18 protein-coding genes are annotated in these 15031 nt (G+C 38.8%); 7 read left to right on the forward strand and 11 right to left on the reverse strand.

All coding sequences use genetic code 11. From position 1 onward, the window contains the following. Positions 1 to 21: 21 nt before the first annotated feature. From B4F08_RS15835 to B4F08_RS15860, 6 genes are all read right to left on the reverse strand, one after another. Positions 22 to 405, reverse strand: a complete 384-nt coding sequence (locus tag B4F08_RS15835; protein ID WP_110975744.1) for a hypothetical protein — start codon at positions 403 to 405, stop codon at positions 22 to 24. 22 nt (positions 406 to 427) lie between these two features. Continuing rightward, a complete protein-coding gene (locus tag B4F08_RS15840; protein ID WP_086209168.1) occupies positions 428 to 736 on the reverse strand; it encodes a YcgL domain-containing protein in 309 nt (102 codons plus the stop codon). A gap of 129 nt (positions 737 to 865) precedes the next feature. After that, on the reverse strand, positions 866 to 2008 hold the full coding sequence (locus tag B4F08_RS15845) for a ribonuclease D (protein ID WP_086209167.1): 1143 nt from the start codon (positions 2006 to 2008) through the stop codon (positions 866 to 868). A 203-nt stretch (positions 2009 to 2211) separates the two neighbouring features. After that, entirely contained in the window at positions 2212 to 2808 is a 597-nt protein-coding gene (recR, locus tag B4F08_RS15850) for a recombination mediator RecR (RefSeq protein WP_086209166.1), read from the reverse strand. A gap of 16 nt (positions 2809 to 2824) precedes the next feature. Next, positions 2825 to 3154, reverse strand: a complete 330-nt coding sequence (locus B4F08_RS15855; RefSeq protein WP_004984648.1) for a YbaB/EbfC family nucleoid-associated protein — start codon at positions 3152 to 3154, stop codon at positions 2825 to 2827. Positions 3155 to 3181: 27 nt separating this feature from the next. Continuing rightward, positions 3182 to 4369, reverse strand: a complete 1188-nt coding sequence (locus tag B4F08_RS15860) for an O-succinylhomoserine sulfhydrylase (RefSeq protein ID WP_291375298.1) — start codon at positions 4367 to 4369, stop codon at positions 3182 to 3184. A 142-nt stretch (positions 4370 to 4511) separates the two neighbouring features. Between B4F08_RS15860 and B4F08_RS15865 the strand changes: the two genes are divergently transcribed. The 5 genes from B4F08_RS15865 to B4F08_RS15885 all read left to right on the forward strand — a co-directional run bounded on the left by B4F08_RS15865 (position 4512) and on the right by B4F08_RS15885 (position 8593). Then, the gene (locus B4F08_RS15865) at positions 4512 to 5582 is read left to right on the forward strand and encodes an alpha/beta fold hydrolase (protein WP_291375300.1); all 1071 of its coding nucleotides are present in this window, start codon (positions 4512 to 4514) and stop codon (positions 5580 to 5582) included. Between the two features lie 15 nt (positions 5583 to 5597). Then, positions 5598 to 6470: an NAD(P)-dependent oxidoreductase gene (locus B4F08_RS15870; protein WP_291375301.1), complete on the forward strand. Its 873-nt coding sequence runs from the start codon at positions 5598 to 5600 to the stop codon at positions 6468 to 6470. An 83-nt stretch (positions 6471 to 6553) separates the two neighbouring features. Next, positions 6554 to 6823 (forward strand): YARHG domain-containing protein, encoded by a 270-nt coding sequence (locus tag B4F08_RS15875; protein WP_078426548.1) that lies wholly within the window; start codon positions 6554 to 6556, stop codon positions 6821 to 6823. 31 nt (positions 6824 to 6854) lie between these two features. Beyond that, a complete protein-coding gene (locus tag B4F08_RS15880) occupies positions 6855 to 7268 on the forward strand; it encodes an HIT family protein (RefSeq protein WP_086209162.1) in 414 nt (137 codons plus the stop codon). A 272-nt stretch (positions 7269 to 7540) separates the two neighbouring features. Continuing rightward, the gene (locus B4F08_RS15885) at positions 7541 to 8593 is read left to right on the forward strand and encodes a porin (protein WP_086209199.1); all 1053 of its coding nucleotides are present in this window, start codon (positions 7541 to 7543) and stop codon (positions 8591 to 8593) included. Between the two features lie 432 nt (positions 8594 to 9025). Here the strand turns inward: B4F08_RS15885 and B4F08_RS15890 are convergent, their stop codons facing one another. Both B4F08_RS15890 and B4F08_RS15895 read right to left on the reverse strand, forming a co-directional pair. Beyond that, complete coding sequence (locus tag B4F08_RS15890) at positions 9026 to 9646, reverse strand: YidB family protein (RefSeq protein ID WP_119065053.1); 621 nt, start codon at positions 9644 to 9646, stop codon at positions 9026 to 9028. Positions 9647 to 9748: 102 nt separating this feature from the next. Continuing rightward, a complete protein-coding gene (locus tag B4F08_RS15895; protein ID WP_086209201.1) occupies positions 9749 to 10216 on the reverse strand; it encodes a DUF6231 family protein in 468 nt (155 codons plus the stop codon). 34 nt (positions 10217 to 10250) lie between these two features. Between B4F08_RS15895 and B4F08_RS15900 the strand changes: the two genes are divergently transcribed. Beyond that, entirely contained in the window at positions 10251 to 11120 is an 870-nt protein-coding gene (locus tag B4F08_RS15900; RefSeq protein ID WP_110975748.1) for a DUF2797 domain-containing protein, read from the forward strand. An 81-nt stretch (positions 11121 to 11201) separates the two neighbouring features. On the opposite strand, the gene B4F08_RS15905 is transcribed toward B4F08_RS15900, so the two are convergent. The 3 genes from B4F08_RS15905 to B4F08_RS15915 all read right to left on the reverse strand — a co-directional run bounded on the left by B4F08_RS15905 (position 11202) and on the right by B4F08_RS15915 (position 14107). Then, complete coding sequence (locus B4F08_RS15905; RefSeq protein WP_291375306.1) at positions 11202 to 13067, reverse strand: SurA N-terminal domain-containing protein; 1866 nt, start codon at positions 13065 to 13067, stop codon at positions 11202 to 11204. 131 nt (positions 13068 to 13198) lie between these two features. Beyond that, positions 13199 to 13471, reverse strand: coding sequence for an HU family DNA-binding protein (locus B4F08_RS15910; protein WP_004697018.1), 273 nt, complete (start codon positions 13469 to 13471; stop codon positions 13199 to 13201). Between the two features lie 168 nt (positions 13472 to 13639). Further along, positions 13640 to 14107: a phasin family protein gene (locus B4F08_RS15915; RefSeq protein WP_110974930.1), complete on the reverse strand. Its 468-nt coding sequence runs from the start codon at positions 14105 to 14107 to the stop codon at positions 13640 to 13642. Between the two features lie 193 nt (positions 14108 to 14300). Between B4F08_RS15915 and B4F08_RS15920 the strand changes: the two genes are divergently transcribed. Beyond that, entirely contained in the window at positions 14301 to 14948 is a 648-nt protein-coding gene (locus B4F08_RS15920) for a hypothetical protein (RefSeq protein WP_291375308.1), read from the forward strand. Positions 14949 to 15031: the final 83 nt, after the last annotated feature.

The following is a 15031-nucleotide window of genomic DNA, read 5'->3' on the forward strand; positions in this document are numbered from 1 at the left end:
TAAACCTTATTTTTTTATTAATTACAGTGGTGAATGAGGGTTACTGACAACTGCTTTGGTTTTATTTGCCACATATTTTGACCAAAAGAAACCGATCACAAGCCCCACACCCATGACAAACAGAATCAATGACAAATTAGACCAAATGAGTGGTGAGTCTTTAGTTAACACACCAAATAACAAACCAAAAATGGCAGGTGCAATTGCTGCATTTGGACCTTCAGAAACTGTTGGTGTCAATAAGATGGCAAAGATCATCATCCATGTAATGCCACCCAACAGCTTAGGCAGGCGTGTGGCAATGGAATACCAACACCACAAAATCAGCAGACTGCCTAAAAGATATACTGTGACAGCGATGCTGTCTTCAGGAATTGAATCAAGTATTGAAAGAAAACTATCCACTGTACAACTCCTGAATTATACTTTATGCGCCACGGAGGCCTTCTGGCTCTACTGCGTTCGGATTAATCAATCCTTCTGGAGGCATTTGTAAAAAGAAGCCTTGAGTTTGGATTGAGTCCATGACATGCAATACATTTACACGTGCTAATTTACGTGCTTCACTCAATTCAAGATCCATCACAAAACTTGCGCGACCAAATGCACCACGAACAGCTTCAGGCAAAACATTCAATGGGCTAAACGATTCAACTGCTTGATCAGCTTCAGTTGGACGAGCAATATAAAGATACATTTCATCTTTTTTACTCGATTTATAAATAGAACATTGCATATCTAAAACAGCACTCAAATAACTCAAGCCACAGGATACATCAAATAAAAGCAACTGACATTAGTCATGATTAACGCATCAGTCGTGATTTTGTATAAATATCTAAACTTGAGACCAATTGACTAATTATTAATCCATGACTTTCATTTGGGTAGAAAGATAACTTTCATCACGGCGCAATAGTTGAATCAAAGGCTGAGTCAATAGTTCATAACGCCAGCCCAATAAGTAGTCAGGCAAATCTTGTTCATCATTATGAAAAACCACATGCTGATGTAAGGCATTCATCCACTTTTTGCGCATCAGCACTTCTTTAGGAATCGTGGTCTCATCCACGACATTTTGAATTAAGTGATCAATTTTTTCACCAACATCTTTTGAGGAATGTCGAATTGGTCGTGCCATGCGTAGTGGCCAATCCGCTTGCTCAGGTAAAAACTTCACCAGATCTAAAATGGTTTTACCATGTTCTCTCACAATGTTTGGACGTATATCTTTAACGCCTGATAACTGGAAAGCATTTTTCGGATTCTTCTCAACCAGATCAATCATGGTTGCATTCTTTAAAATAAAACTACGTGGCGTATTAAGTGCTTTTACCATCTGTTCACGCCATACTGCCAACTGTTGCAACTGCATTAACTGACGACGTGAATGTCGATAGTTACCAATATCTTGATAGAGTAAATGCAAAGGTGTTTCTGTCGCAATTTCTTGCGTTAGATGCTGACAGTCCTCGAGAGCAAAGTTGAGGAGTGACTTTGAATTTAGTTCTTGTTTAACTTTTTCTGAAAGATTCATCAAGTACAGCACGTCATTTGCAGCATAGCTGAGTTGTGCAGGGCTGAGTGGGCGTGCCAACCAATTCGAACGGGTCTCCCCTTTATCAATGTCGACATCCAACATTTGCTTCAATGCATTTTGATAGCTAACCTGTAAGCCATGTCCTAAAAACGACATGCCAACTTGAGTATCAAATACGTTGTTTAAGGTTTTATGCTGCGCATAATGATAAATCAAGTCGATATCTTCACTACAGGCATGAAAGACATTTTGCTGTGCGCGAAAAAGTTTATTCCAAAATTCAGTTAAATCGAGTGTTGTCCCATCGAGTAAATAAATATCATTTGCGACATTGATTTGGAATACACCCAACTTTGGCCATAAGGTGTCGACTTTTATGAATTCTGTATCGAGTCCGTAGACTGCGTTACGATCCATTTTTTCTAAGACTGGAATAAGGTCTTGTTGATGCTGAATAAATTGAAACATATCCTACTGCGTCTAATGCTAGATGCTCTTTTGGGTTATCTTACCTGAATAAGATCATTTAGCTATCAAGATTTCTATTGGTTTTTTAATTATTTGCCGTTTTTTGTGATTTTTTTATACAACCAAACTCAAATTAATATTTTTTTTATCTTACTAAAGCATTTTTCGTATCAAAATAAAAAATGAAACAAGTATCGAAATACTTATTTCATTCGCATTCTGTTATGTACAGCTTGGCTTAAAGTATGACTATCGACATATTCAAGTTCACCACCCTGTGGTACGCCTTGTGCGATACGGGTCATTTGAATAGGCAAATGCTTCGTTGCCTCCACCAAATAGTGTGCTGTAGCTTGACCCTCAACAGTTGCATTGGTCGCCAAAATTACTTCCGTTACTTTACCATCGCTTAAACGCTGAATCAGATACGGAATACCAATTTCTTCTGGACCAATACCATCAAGTGGAGATAAATGCCCTCCTAATACATGGTATTTACCGCGAAAACTGCCACTTTGTTCAATTGCCATCACATCTGCTGGTGACTCAACCACACAGAGCAATTGATCATCACGCTCATGCGAGACACAAATATCACAGACTTCATTTTCCGTCAGAGAGTGACACAAGCTACATTCATGAATATAGCTCGTGGCTTCATTTAAAGCATGTGCAAGACCGATTGCGCCTTCACGATTTTTCATAATCAAGTGAAGCGCCATGCGTTGAGCCGACTTCGGCCCAACACTTGGCAAAATGCGTAAAGCTTGTACCAATTGATCGAAACGATCACTAAACACTATAGGTATTCCTTTATTAGAATAAACCTGCAAGACCTGGTGGCAAGCCTGCGCCAGAGTTTGCAGCTTTCATGCGCTCTTCAGTGATTGCTTCTGCTTGACGTGCAGCATCATTCATTGCAGCAGCAATTAAGTCTTCAATCATATCTGCATCATCTTGCAATAATTCAGGATTGATTTCGATACGCTTTACGACATTGCGGCAAGTCATCGTCACTTTCACCAAACCACCACCTGCTTCGGCATGCACTTCTGTTTGTGCAAGCTCTTCTTTGGCTTTCTTGATATTGCTTTCCATATCTTTTTGCATGCGTTGTGCTTGCTGCATAAGCATATTAATGTTCATTAAAATCTCCGAACATAAAATTAAAAATTAAATTAAGTCTAAACCACGTGCGATATCGCGAATAATATCATCAATGTCTTCTAAACCAACAGATACCCGAATTAAACCTTCACTAATACCCGCTGCCTGTTTTGCCTCAGCCGACATTCTGCCATGAGACGTCGTTGCAGGATGTGTAATCGTAGATTTTACATCCCCTAAGTTACTGGTAATTGATAAGAAACGAGTATTGTCAATGACTGTCCAAGCCCCCTCACGCTCACCTGTCACTACAAAAGAAACCACGCCACCAAAACCAGACTGCTGTTTCTTTGCTAGCTCATGTCCCTCATGGTTTGGTAAACCAGCGTAATACACTTTTTCAACTTTTGGATGTGCATCGAGCCATTCTGCTAACTTTTGCGCACTGGCACAATGTGCTTTCATCCGTAAGCTTAAAGTTTCTAAACCCTTTAAGAAGATCCATGCATTAAATGGGCTCATAGAATTACCCAGTGTACGAATAACACCGTTAATTTCTTCAACCAATTTATCTTTACCTACAACGGCCCCACCTAAAGCACGACCTTGACCATCAATATATTTCGTTGATGAATAAATAATCAGGTCAGCACCAAACTTAATGGGTTGCTGTAAGATTGGAGTACAGAACGTATTATCGACTGCAAATAAAGCATTATGTGCATGAGCAATATCAGCAATTGCCTGCATATCACCCACTTGAGCCAATGGGTTCGACGGTGTTTCAATAAATAAAAGACGTGTATTTGGACGAATCGCTTGTTTCCAGCCGTCTAAATCTTCCAAATCTACGAATGTAACATCGACACCAAATTTGATGACATATTTTTCAAACAGCGAAATAATCGAACCAAATACAGCCCGTGAACACACGACATGATCACCCGCTTTTAAATAAGCCAACGTCACTGCATGTACTGCTGCCATACCCGAACTGGTTGCTACTGCGCGCTCAGCACCATCTAATATAGCTAAACGCTTTTCAAATGCTTGTACCGTTGGGTTGGTATAACGTGAGTATGTATTCCCCTCAATTTGTCCTGAAAATTTAGCTGCTGCATCTGCCGCATTTTCACAAACGAAAGAAGATGTTAGGAAAATTGGCTCACTATGTTCCCCTTCAAAAGTACGTGTGTGACCGGTACGAATCGCTAAAGTGTCTAATTGGTATTCGATGTTGTCGTATTGGCTCATTTCTCTGTGTTTCAGTCCAAAGACTGCCTTTATAAAGAATTGCCAACATTTTGAGCGTCTAGGCTATTTAAGGTCAAGGTAAAATACGCAAATATTGATTAGACTTCGATCAAACTTTCTACTTATTTGAGATATCAACCCTATGCAGAACTTAAAAACTAAAATAAATAATCTGTCCACGCGCATTTTTAAAGGGAAGTCACTCGTTCTGTCACAAAATACGCCCTATGAAGTGATTGAAACATTTGACCTGACTCAAATTCGCTATTACGCCCCAGAAGTTCGCAAGTACAAAGAACCTCTGGTTTTCGTGGTTCCTCTCGCCATCAATATGTCCATTTATGACCTTTACCCCTATCGTTCTTTGGTTAAGTATTTCAAACAGCAGGGTTTTGCTGTGTATGTAATTGACTGGGGCAAATTAAGTTTCCGTAATCGTCATTTTAATTTTTTAACCTTTATTGATCATTACATCCCGCTATGCATTCAAAGCATTTTAAAACATAGTCAAAGTGATCAAATTTCACTACACGGCTGGAGTATGGCAGGTATATTTGTGAGCTTATATACTGCTCTACATCAGCCCAATTTCGTGAAAAATTTAATGGTATTGGGTAGCCCAATTGACAGCTATAAATCTGGGCGAAATGGACAGTTCTTTGCATATCTCAATCGAATCATTTCGAAAAGCAAAACATTACAACAGCAAATTTATCAGGGCAAAATACCGAAGCGTCTACTTCACACCCCAGGTGTTTTAAATACGATTGGTTTTAAAATGGTTGACCCTATAGGCTGGTTTCAAAGCCACAAAAACTTGTTACTCAATTTGGACGACAACGAAGCTTTATATGAACACGCCACTATTGGTAGTTTTCTTAACCGTATGATTGATTATCCTGGTGGCATCAACCAAGACATGTTGTTTAATGTTTGGCTACGGAATCCACTCAAAACAGGAGTAATCACATTAAATAAGAAAAGCATAGCTTTAAAAAATATACAGTGCTCATTGCTTGTTGCCGCAGGCACAACAGACCAATTAGTTACTACAGAAGCCGCTAAACCACTCACCCAATTGACAAGTAGTACTGATGTCACGTTTACTCTCATCCCAGGTGGACATTTAGGACTGATGTCAAGTCAACGTAGTGCCGATGAATTTTGGCCAAAACTGGCTCAGTGGTTAAGTGAACGTTCAACTAATATTTAAATACTAAGGTTTGACATGATTCAGTCAGTTGCATTTATCGGTCTAGGCGCGATGGGGTATCGCATGGCATCACACTTACCCAAACACTTTGAACAAGTTTGGGTATGGAATCGCAATTTTGAGAAAGCAAAGCAACATGCTGAAGCTTATGGCACTCAAGCTGTAGACCTTGCAAAAGCAGTACAAGCCGATGTAGTTTTCTCATGCCTTCCTACCAGCCAAGACATTGAAGAATTACTTGATCAAGTACAGCTTAAATCTGGTAGCATTTGGGTCGATTGCACCAGCGGTGTGCCGTCTTCTGCAAAAAAAGTAGCTGAACAACTCAAACTACAAGGTGTAGATTTTTTAGATGCACCAGTCAGCGGACAAACCATTGGGGCAGATAATGCAACCCTTACTGTCATGATTGGCGGTGAGGCTACAGCATTTGAGCGTGCACTACCTGCCATACAGGCATTTGGTAAACTGATTAAACATGTAGGCGAATCTGGTGCAGGTTTTGCAGTCAAAGCTGTAAACAATATGCTTTTGGCAGTCAATCTATGTTCCGTTGCAGAAGGTTTCACCACCTTAAAAGCCCATGGGGTCAACTTAAATGAAGCCTTGGACTGTATTAATGCATCGAGTGGTAAAAGTGGTGTGACCGAAACAGTTTTACCACAACGAATCCTAAACCGTAGTTTTCCTCTAACTTTTGCACTGCCTTTATTGGCCAAAGATACAGGTATTGCCGTTGACTTAGTTCGTGAAGCCAAACTATCTGCGCCAATAATTGGACTAGCACAAAGCTTGATTCAGGCAGCCAGCGATTTATCTGAAGCAGACAGTGACTTTTCTTCTGCCATAAAAATGTACGAAACATGGAGTAAAATTACAATTGAGTAAGAACTCACCATTGAATAAACAAAACCAACCCTTATAAAGTAGTAATGTGACTACATACAATGTTACAAACTGAGGAAATTCTCATGAAAAAGTTGACTGTAGCGGTTTTTGCCAGTCTTGCAACATTCATCGGGGCGCAAAGTTTTGCAGCATCGCCTGAGCAAGAGTGTCAAAAATTAAAAGATGATCATGATGTCATTTATGCATCTAAAGGATTCTGCTTTAAAGATCCTGAGGCGAAAGCAAAATTTGGCAATGACAATTGCTACACTACCAAACCAAAGTTCTCTGAAAAAGAGCAACAACGCCTTGATGCCATCAAAGAGCGTCAAAAAGAATTAAACTGTAAGTAAATTCAGTTTAAGTAAAATTTAAGGAATAAACATGGCTTACGATGAGCAAAACATTTTTGCACGAATTTTACGTGGTGAACTTCCAGCCATTAAAGTATATGAAGATGACCAAGTTCTTGCTTTTATGGATATTATGCCTCAAGCAGATGGTCACACCTTAGTGATCCCCAAAACACCTGCTGTGACACTGCTTGATCTGCCTGCCGATGCCGCAGCCTACACCATTCAAGTTGTGCAAAAAGTTGCAAAAGCCATAGAAGTTGGTTTAGATGCAAAAGGTATTGTTCTTATGCAATTATCTGGCCCTGCGGCTGGACAAACCGTTCCGCATGTACACTTCCACCTTATCCCAAGTTCTGTACATGAGCTCGGTAAGCACGCCCTACAAATGGGTGATCAAGAAAAAATCAAAGCGCAAGCAGAAAAAATTCGAGCCGCTTTGTAATTTTTCAGATCAAATCAAGGAGCTTCGGCTCCTTTTTTGATATCTAAAAATAATTAATATCAACCACATAAAACTCAAAACCACACTTTAACAATTTATCGCCGAAATGCCTTTGACTTTAAGTTGTTTAATATTTTTGTAATATTTCTTTAATATTAATGACTTATTTGTAATCAATAATGAGCGCCAAGAGACAGAAGTCTGATGGATAAAAAGACGACTGAATAACCTTTTATAGACGAATCAACAAAAAGTCTTTCTTGGAGCTACACATGAAAAAAACACTTTGCGCATTAGCAGTTGGGGCAACATTACTTACACCAGCTTTAACAATGGCTGCTGACGTAAAAATTTATGGCCGTGCGCATGTTTCTTTAGACTATCTTGATGATGGTGCTGACTACAACGAAGTTGGTATTTCTTCAAACTCTTCACGTCTAGGTTTCAAAGCTGAGCAAGAACTTGAAAACGGCATGACTGTATTCGGTCAAATTGAACAAGAAATTAACTTTGCGAGCGGTTCAGCAAATAGTGATCTTGAATTTGCAACACGTGATACTTTCGTTGGCTTAAAAGGTAACTTCGGTCAAGCACGTGTAGGTCGATTTGACAGCCCATTCAAAGCAGCACGTGGTCCAGTTAACTTCTTCGGCGACATGGTTGGTGATGTACGAAACGTAACACGTGTAGGCAACTTGAAGTTTGATGAGCGTAATGCAAATACCATCGAATATAAGTCACCTAAATTTGGCAATGGTTTTAATGTATTAGGTGCTCTTTCACTTCACGAAGCGAATAGCCCAGATGCTACAAAAAATGGCTCTAAAGACAAAGATAAAGCATACGACTTAGCTTTAACTTATAAAGAAGGCAACGTAGACTTCGCTGCTGCATACGAACACTATGAAGAAGAAGCAACAAGTGGCGAACGTGATGGTTTCCGTATTGCTGGCGCATATAAAATCACACCTGATTTTAACTTAGGTGGTATGTACCAATTTCTTCAACATGACAACTCTGATGCAAACCCTGACACGCAAGTATTCGGTGTAGCTGGTGAATATAAATTTGCACCAAAAACTTTAGTCCGTGGCGAAGTGTTCTACCGTGATGTTGATGCTGATGATGCAAACTCAACATTACTCGCTGTTGGCCTTGAGCACCGTCTAGACAAAGCAGTACGTGTCTACGGCAACTTAGCAACTGTAATCAATGATGATAAGTCAAACTTAACACCATGGAAAGAAGGTCGCACAAACAGCGTAAGTGGTGTCGCAGGTGAAAATAGCCTTGGACTTTCTCTCGGTATGCGTTACGACTTCTAAGTTAAGCAGTCCAAAAAATTAAAAAAACACGCTTCGGCGTGTTTTTTTATCTGAAAAGTTTGAATCTAGAAAAGGTTATTGCTGCATTAGAATTCATACTGATCAATCTAGAAATGACCTCATTTTCTTAGTTTTTGACTATTCACAACGGTAGAGCCTTACTATTTTAAATCAAATCTTCAAAACCCATTTTATTCCTTACGCAGTTTTTCTTATTTGCTAAATGCAATAAAGCAGGCTTGTCATTCGCACACCCTAGTTTACTGTGTCAGCGACTACAAAATTTATTAAGGGAATTAACATCACCTTTAGACAAACAGTTGTGAATCATGTTTTTAAGCACCAGACACCTGGATGAATTTAAAAATCAAAAATACCAGTCAACTTCTTAGCTGACTGGTATTCAATGCAGAGTTATTGTTCATGTAAAGCTTAACGTTTCAAGAAACCCGAAACTAAATTCAATACCTGTTGGATATCTGCATTGGCTTCTTGAGGGTTGGTTTGTCCTGCCTGAGGGGTTAAAGAATCAATGATCTGCGGTAAAACTTGTGAAATAGCACTATATACATCTTGTTTAGGCGCATTGACTTGTTGTGCAACCTGTTCTACATCAGCATCATTAAACAGGTTCTGTACCTGTTCTGGATTTACGCTGGCATTTTCTCCTGAGCCAGTCGATACCCAATCATCCACTTGACTGCTTAAGCCTTGCCCTTTGAGCTTATCTAAAGCCGCTTGTAAACCACCTTGCTGTTGAATCCACCCCAAAATCAAAGGCAATACAGCGATCAATAAACTTTTTCCACCACCTGAAAACCCAGAGTTCTGAGCATTTGACGTTTGTTGTGACTGCGCACCAGTTAAACCACCCAACACCGAACCTAAAATATCACCCAAACCACCCTGTGATGATTGCCCTGATGTATTTGTTCCAAGTTGTCCCAATACAGAGCCCAAAATTCCACCCAAACCGCCTTGTTGGTTTGACTGTTGCTGCCCTCCCATAGCCTGCTTAGCCAAGATTTCTATAATATTATTAAGGTTCGTCATCGTTTTATCCTTTGTAAGTTTTAAAACAGCATACGATGTTTAAATGGAGCCTACACGGATAAATTGTTAATTTTTGCTATGACTCAAGTCATATACGTCCTACTACCAACGAAATTTGTTCCAGTTTTCAGGGTTCGCCCAAAATTTTGAATTAAACCAATCTGGCACATGCTTATAAGTTAAAATATTAAACTGCCATAATGCAAAGTCTTGTTCGTGAGTTGTTTTATCTATGAGTTGAGTAAAGCCCAAAGCACGTAACAGTTGCTCATCTTGTAACTGACTGACCACCACAATCCGCTTTGCCATCAAATCTCTTAAACGCACCAATACTTGTGATTTTTGTTGCTCATTCACATTTTGCATTTCAATTGTATCCAAAAGCACGAAACCCAAGTCATAGCGCTGTGTAAAAGGCAGACTTAAAAAATCAGATACGCTAAAATATTGCCATTGAATAGATTGATGATGATCTGGGCTAAGATTTTGCCCAATGCATAATGCAGTTGAAATAGGCTGTTCTTGAGATAAATCGTCTAGCATAGAAGTAATGACGTTCAGTTCAGCCATAACCGCATCCTTAATATTAAGTGAGTAATTCTGTATGGAACTTCAAGGCATTTGCCATAAAATGCATGCAGGTCTTAAGGACCTTAGTGTAACTGATCAACATACACACAAGGCAAATGTTGAATATAAATTTATTTTAGATCGTTCAGAAGTTGACCTTCCTTTTAACTTAGGTCAAGAAATCGAAATCGAATGGACTGGTAAAATCTTCTGTGTCTCGTGCGGTGCTAAAACATCTAAATCTTTTTCACAAGGTCATTGCTTCAAGTGTTTCAAAACTAAGGCCTCTTGTGACATGTGTATCATGAAGCCAGAAACCTGCCATTATCATTTAGGGACTTGTCGCGAAGATAGCTTTGCCCATGAAGTATGTTTTCAACCACATATCGTCTATTTGGCGAACTCAAGCGCACTAAAAGTTGGTATTACCCGGATTAGCCAAATGCCAACCCGTTGGCTTGATCAAGGAGCCACTCAAGCACTACCCATTATGAAAGTAGGCTCACGTCGCCTTTCAGGTCAGCTCGAAATCATGTTTGGAACGCAGGTTGCAGACAAAACCGATTGGCGTAAATTACTCAAGGGTGAAGCTGACCCATTAAACTTGATTGAAGTCCGTGAACAATTGCTCGAAGAGTTTTCACCTAAAATCCAAACCATTCGAGATGAATTTAGTCAGAATCTTGAGTTCAATGAAACGGTCGAAATTTTGGAAACCGAATTACCACGTGAATTTGTTTATCCAGTTGAGCAATATCCAGAGAAAATCAAATCTCACAACCTAGATAAAACTCCAGTCATTCGTGGCAAATTGCAAGGCATCAAAGGTCAGTACCTAATTTTGGATACTGGCGTAATTAACATACGTAAATATTCAGGCTATGAGCTCAAAATCCGTGCTTAAGCGTACTTCTCCCTAAGGCGAATTACTTCCCTTTAGATATAAAAAAACCTGCACGAATGCAGGTTTTTTTATTCGATATGATTATTTAATCTTTGCATGTGCTTTTAAGTATTGCACATAATCTTCTGACTCTTGCTGACCGCGAAGCTGTTGATATAGCTTAGAAAGCTCTGCCAACTGTTCATCCGTCAACGCATTAGACGTCGTCTTGTTTACATTTGATACTGCGACTACGACCATTTCAGTCGGCAATAATGCTGTTGTTACAGACCATTGCCCAGCTTTTGGCGTCGCTTGGCTAAATGCCGCACGCTCAACTACACGAGGAAGACCTTGCGAACGAATAAACACTTGTGGCGCAGTAAACGTTAAACCACTCTTCGCAACAACTGATGCCGCTGGTTGAGTTTTAAAGTCTTTTAAACTTTGCGCAATCTTCGCTTTCGCCGCTTCATACGCTTTTTGTTGAACTAATTTTGCTTTCACGCGTGGAGTTGCTTCTTGAAGCGTTTGCACACCTGCCGCATGGTAATCACGTACTTTGACCCAGACAACATCACCATTTGTAAGTTGAATACTACTGGTCGCGTTACGGTCACCGTTTTTAACGTCATCGTTAAACAGTTTCACTTTTACTGCTGCATTGCTTAATACAGGATGCTGTGTAGAAAGCGTCATACCTTTGACAGTTTGAACTTGTACGCCTTTCACTTCTTGTGAAACCACATCCAAAGCATCAGAATCTACAACTTGCTCATTTAAACTATTTACAGTGTCTGAAAACGCATTGGCTGTTTTACTTTTTTGAACTTCAGCAGTAAGTCGTGCTTTTTCGGTTTCAAAAGATGGCAACTTCACAGCAGGTGCATCAGTTTCAATGACATGATAACCAAATTCAGTTTTAACAGGTGCAGACACTTGACCGGATTTAAGTGATGTTACAGCTTGATCAAAAGCATCACCAAATGTACCTTTGTTATAGACTGCCAGTACGCCACCATTAGACTTAGATGCCGTATCTTCAGAGTATTGAGCCGCTGCGGCTGCAAAGCTTGTACCTGCTTTAATTTTTGCAACAACTTCTTCTGCATGCTTCTTCGCTTCAGCATCTGTACGCGTATCTACAGTAATTAAGATATGTTTCACCAAAGGTGCAACATTTTGCTTCTGTGCTTCAATAAACTGAGTATAAGCTTGTTGTAACTCAGTATCAGTGACTGGTGATGTCGTAGCAGGAACATTTGCAGGTGTTAACAACACATAGTCTACATCTACACTTGCTACTTGTTTAAATGCTGATGGATGTTGCTTGTAGTAGTTAGCAATTTCTTGAGCTGAAACACTGATGTTCTTTTTGTATTCATCAAGATTTACATTGGCAAACTGTACGGTACGCTGTTCTGTTTGCAAATTCGCAATCTGCTGAATATCTAATTTACTCACCAAAGCATAATCAGCAAAAGTAGAACGCATCATTTTTAATGCATGATCTTGGCGCAGATTTGCAACCAAAGCATCACTACTCATTCCAACAGATTGTAAATAGCTAGAATACCGTGTTTCAGAAAATTTTCCATTTTCTTGAAAACTTGGTTGCTGAGCGATCATCTGTTCAATTTGAGTATCACTAAGTGAAATGCCTAGCTTTTCCGCCTGTTGCAACAACAAGGTATTAGAGATCAGTTGATCCATTGCTTTATCTTTGATAAAGCTTTGATTCAATAAAGTTTCATCACCATTAGCATAAGCCAAGAACTGTTCTTTAAAAGACGCTGTTAGTGTTTCTAGTTCCTTTTCAGAAATATCTTGACCATTGACTGATTTTACAGCGTCTTTTGATCCGCTACTAAAATATCCTTCAATACCTACAAGTGCTAAAGGGGTCAAAAACAAAATGAGTAAGGCTTTGCCCAACCAACCCTTAATAACTTTACGAAAAGATTCCATAAGTATTCCAATATTTTATTTGCACGAGATTTTAACTGAAAAGTAGCAATGAATGAATGTGTTATCGTCACATTTTCTAATGTTTAATAAAAAACGCGCCGAAATGGCGCGTTTAGGATTTATTTAAAAGATTATGCAACAGAATCTTTTAAACCTTTTCCTGCTTTAAAGCTTGGTACTTTGCTTGCTTTAATTTCTAAAGTAGCACCAGTTTGTGGGTTACGGCCAGTACGTGCAGCACGTTCTTTCACATTGAAAGTACCAAAACCAACAAGTGTAACTGTATCACCAGACTTAAGCGCTTCAGTGATTGAAGCAATTGTAGCGTCTAAGGCCTTACCAGCATCAGTCTTAGACAAACCCCCTTTTTCTGCAATTGCATCAATTAATTCTGATTTATTCATGTGGATCGCGTCCTCTTAATATCGTTTATTTAAGGTCCAAGAGTTTAGTATAAATTACCGTAACGCCTTTATAGCAATGCTTTAGGTGAAAACGCAATACTCTGTATAGGCTTTTTTGGAAAATAAATCACAAAAAAACCTTGAAATTGCTACAAAAGCACAACCAGATCACTTTTTATTCACTTTTTCGTTTAACTTCTTATTTTCTTCAATCAAAACATCTATTTTTTCGTTAAGCTGAAGAATTAAGTTTTCCAAGTACTGGATATCTTTGACCGTAACTAAACCAATACGGTTCAAAGAATGATTTACACTCCGGTCTACGATTTTCTCAACCTTATCTTTAGTATCCGTAACCGATTCACGTGCCTTTTCAGATACTTTTTCAACTGTTTGATCTGCAATTTCAGTTGTTTTTGATTCTAGCTCCTCGCCTACTTGGACGAGTGAGTCAAACAATTTATTGCCTTCCTCTTCCGCACGTGAGAAAGCACCTAAACCAGCCAACCAAATTTGCTTAGTGTACTTTCTAAAATCTAAACTACTTTTACGGTGAAAATGATGCTTAGTTTTTGTTTTTTTTAATGTTTCATCTTCTTGCAAAATATCATCCAACGCTCTATCTGCTTTTTCCATTAGCACCATCTCCTGCATGATTTATGTGCAAAAACTTCCAAAAAATCTTATAGATTGCACTATACTAGCAAATATTGGACTTGATCGTTTTGCAAAACTGTTCTACAAAGCATCTTTATTACATTTTTTATTTTAAGTCTGAAGTTTTTGCGAGCAGGATGCTCATTTCAGGTCAGGATTTAGGTTACTACTTATGAGTGATTCTCAAAAAGAACACAATCAAACACATATGCTACTCACTATGCTAATGATTGTTCTTGAGACGATCTTTTCTCTTATTTTAAAACATGACCGTGTGGTTGCTCTACATTCAAAAAAGTTTGTTGAGCAAAATATTGCGATTAAAATAAATAGCTACCTGCCTTATTTCGACTTCTATATCACCTTTACCGCTCAAGGTGTTTTATTTGACGCGAAAGCACCTGAAAAACCAGTCGACTTAGATGTACGCACCACATTGATGGATTTAATTAAAATTTTCGTCTTTGGAAACCGTCGTAGTATTAAAACTATGCGTATTGATGGTGACATCACCTTAAAAGATGAATTCCGAGATTTAATTTTACACTTTAGTGCCCCTAAAGTTTTAGCCGACTGGAAAAATTGGTTAACTGAACCAACTGATCCACAAAATGTGGTTGCATCAAAAAAACGTATTGCTCCACTTTTAGAAAAAATTGATGAGCAACGCTCTAAAATCAACACCCTACAAGTTGAAGTGAAACAATACAAAAACCGTATTCGTCGCATGGAGCAACGCCAAAAACGTATAAATGTCACATTTTTACTGTTTTCTATACTTTTGATTAGCTTATTGGTATATAATATTTGGCTTGCATAACTACATAATATTTCAAGCAAATTAAATACGCATAATCATTATTAAAAAAACTTGACTATTTTAGTCAGGATTCTTAAAATCGG

The sequence above is a fragment of the Acinetobacter sp. UBA6720 genome (assembly GCF_002454215.1).
Classification (GTDB): domain Bacteria; phylum Pseudomonadota; class Gammaproteobacteria; order Pseudomonadales; family Moraxellaceae; genus Acinetobacter.

What these genes read in the sequence shown, in the direction of transcription:
- B4F08_RS15890 (WP_119065053.1), bottom strand. Translation starts at nt 9,646, where the DNA reads ATGACGAACCTTAATAATATTATAGAAATCTTGGCTAAGCAGGCTATG.
- B4F08_RS15840 (WP_086209168.1), bottom strand. Translation starts at nt 736, where the DNA reads ATGCAATGTTCTATTTATAAATCGAGTAAAAAAGATGAAATGTATCTT.
- B4F08_RS15855 (WP_004984648.1), bottom strand. Translation starts at nt 3,154, where the DNA reads ATGAACATTAATATGCTTATGCAGCAAGCACAACGCATGCAAAAAGAT.
- B4F08_RS15895 (WP_086209201.1), bottom strand. Translation starts at nt 10,216, where the DNA reads ATGGCTGAACTGAACGTCATTACTTCTATGCTAGACGATTTATCTCAA.
- B4F08_RS15915 (WP_110974930.1), bottom strand. Translation starts at nt 14,107, where the DNA reads ATGGAAAAAGCAGATAGAGCGTTGGATGATATTTTGCAAGAAGATGAA.
- B4F08_RS15860 (WP_291375298.1), bottom strand. Translation starts at nt 4,369, where the DNA reads ATGAGCCAATACGACAACATCGAATACCAATTAGACACTTTAGCGATT.
- B4F08_RS15865 (WP_291375300.1), top strand. Translation starts at nt 4,512, where the DNA reads ATGCAGAACTTAAAAACTAAAATAAATAATCTGTCCACGCGCATTTTT.
- B4F08_RS15880 (WP_086209162.1), top strand. Translation starts at nt 6,855, where the DNA reads ATGGCTTACGATGAGCAAAACATTTTTGCACGAATTTTACGTGGTGAA.
- B4F08_RS15870 (WP_291375301.1), top strand. Translation starts at nt 5,598, where the DNA reads ATGATTCAGTCAGTTGCATTTATCGGTCTAGGCGCGATGGGGTATCGC.
- B4F08_RS15885 (WP_086209199.1), top strand. Translation starts at nt 7,541, where the DNA reads ATGAAAAAAACACTTTGCGCATTAGCAGTTGGGGCAACATTACTTACA.
- B4F08_RS15875 (WP_078426548.1), top strand. Translation starts at nt 6,554, where the DNA reads ATGAAAAAGTTGACTGTAGCGGTTTTTGCCAGTCTTGCAACATTCATC.
- B4F08_RS15905 (WP_291375306.1), bottom strand. Translation starts at nt 13,067, where the DNA reads ATGGAATCTTTTCGTAAAGTTATTAAGGGTTGGTTGGGCAAAGCCTTA.
- B4F08_RS15920 (WP_291375308.1), top strand. Translation starts at nt 14,301, where the DNA reads ATGAGTGATTCTCAAAAAGAACACAATCAAACACATATGCTACTCACT.
- B4F08_RS15910 (WP_004697018.1), bottom strand. Translation starts at nt 13,471, where the DNA reads ATGAATAAATCAGAATTAATTGATGCAATTGCAGAAAAAGGGGGTTTG.
- B4F08_RS15845 (WP_086209167.1), bottom strand. Translation starts at nt 2,008, where the DNA reads ATGTTTCAATTTATTCAGCATCAACAAGACCTTATTCCAGTCTTAGAA.
- B4F08_RS15900 (WP_110975748.1), top strand. Translation starts at nt 10,251, where the DNA reads ATGGAACTTCAAGGCATTTGCCATAAAATGCATGCAGGTCTTAAGGAC.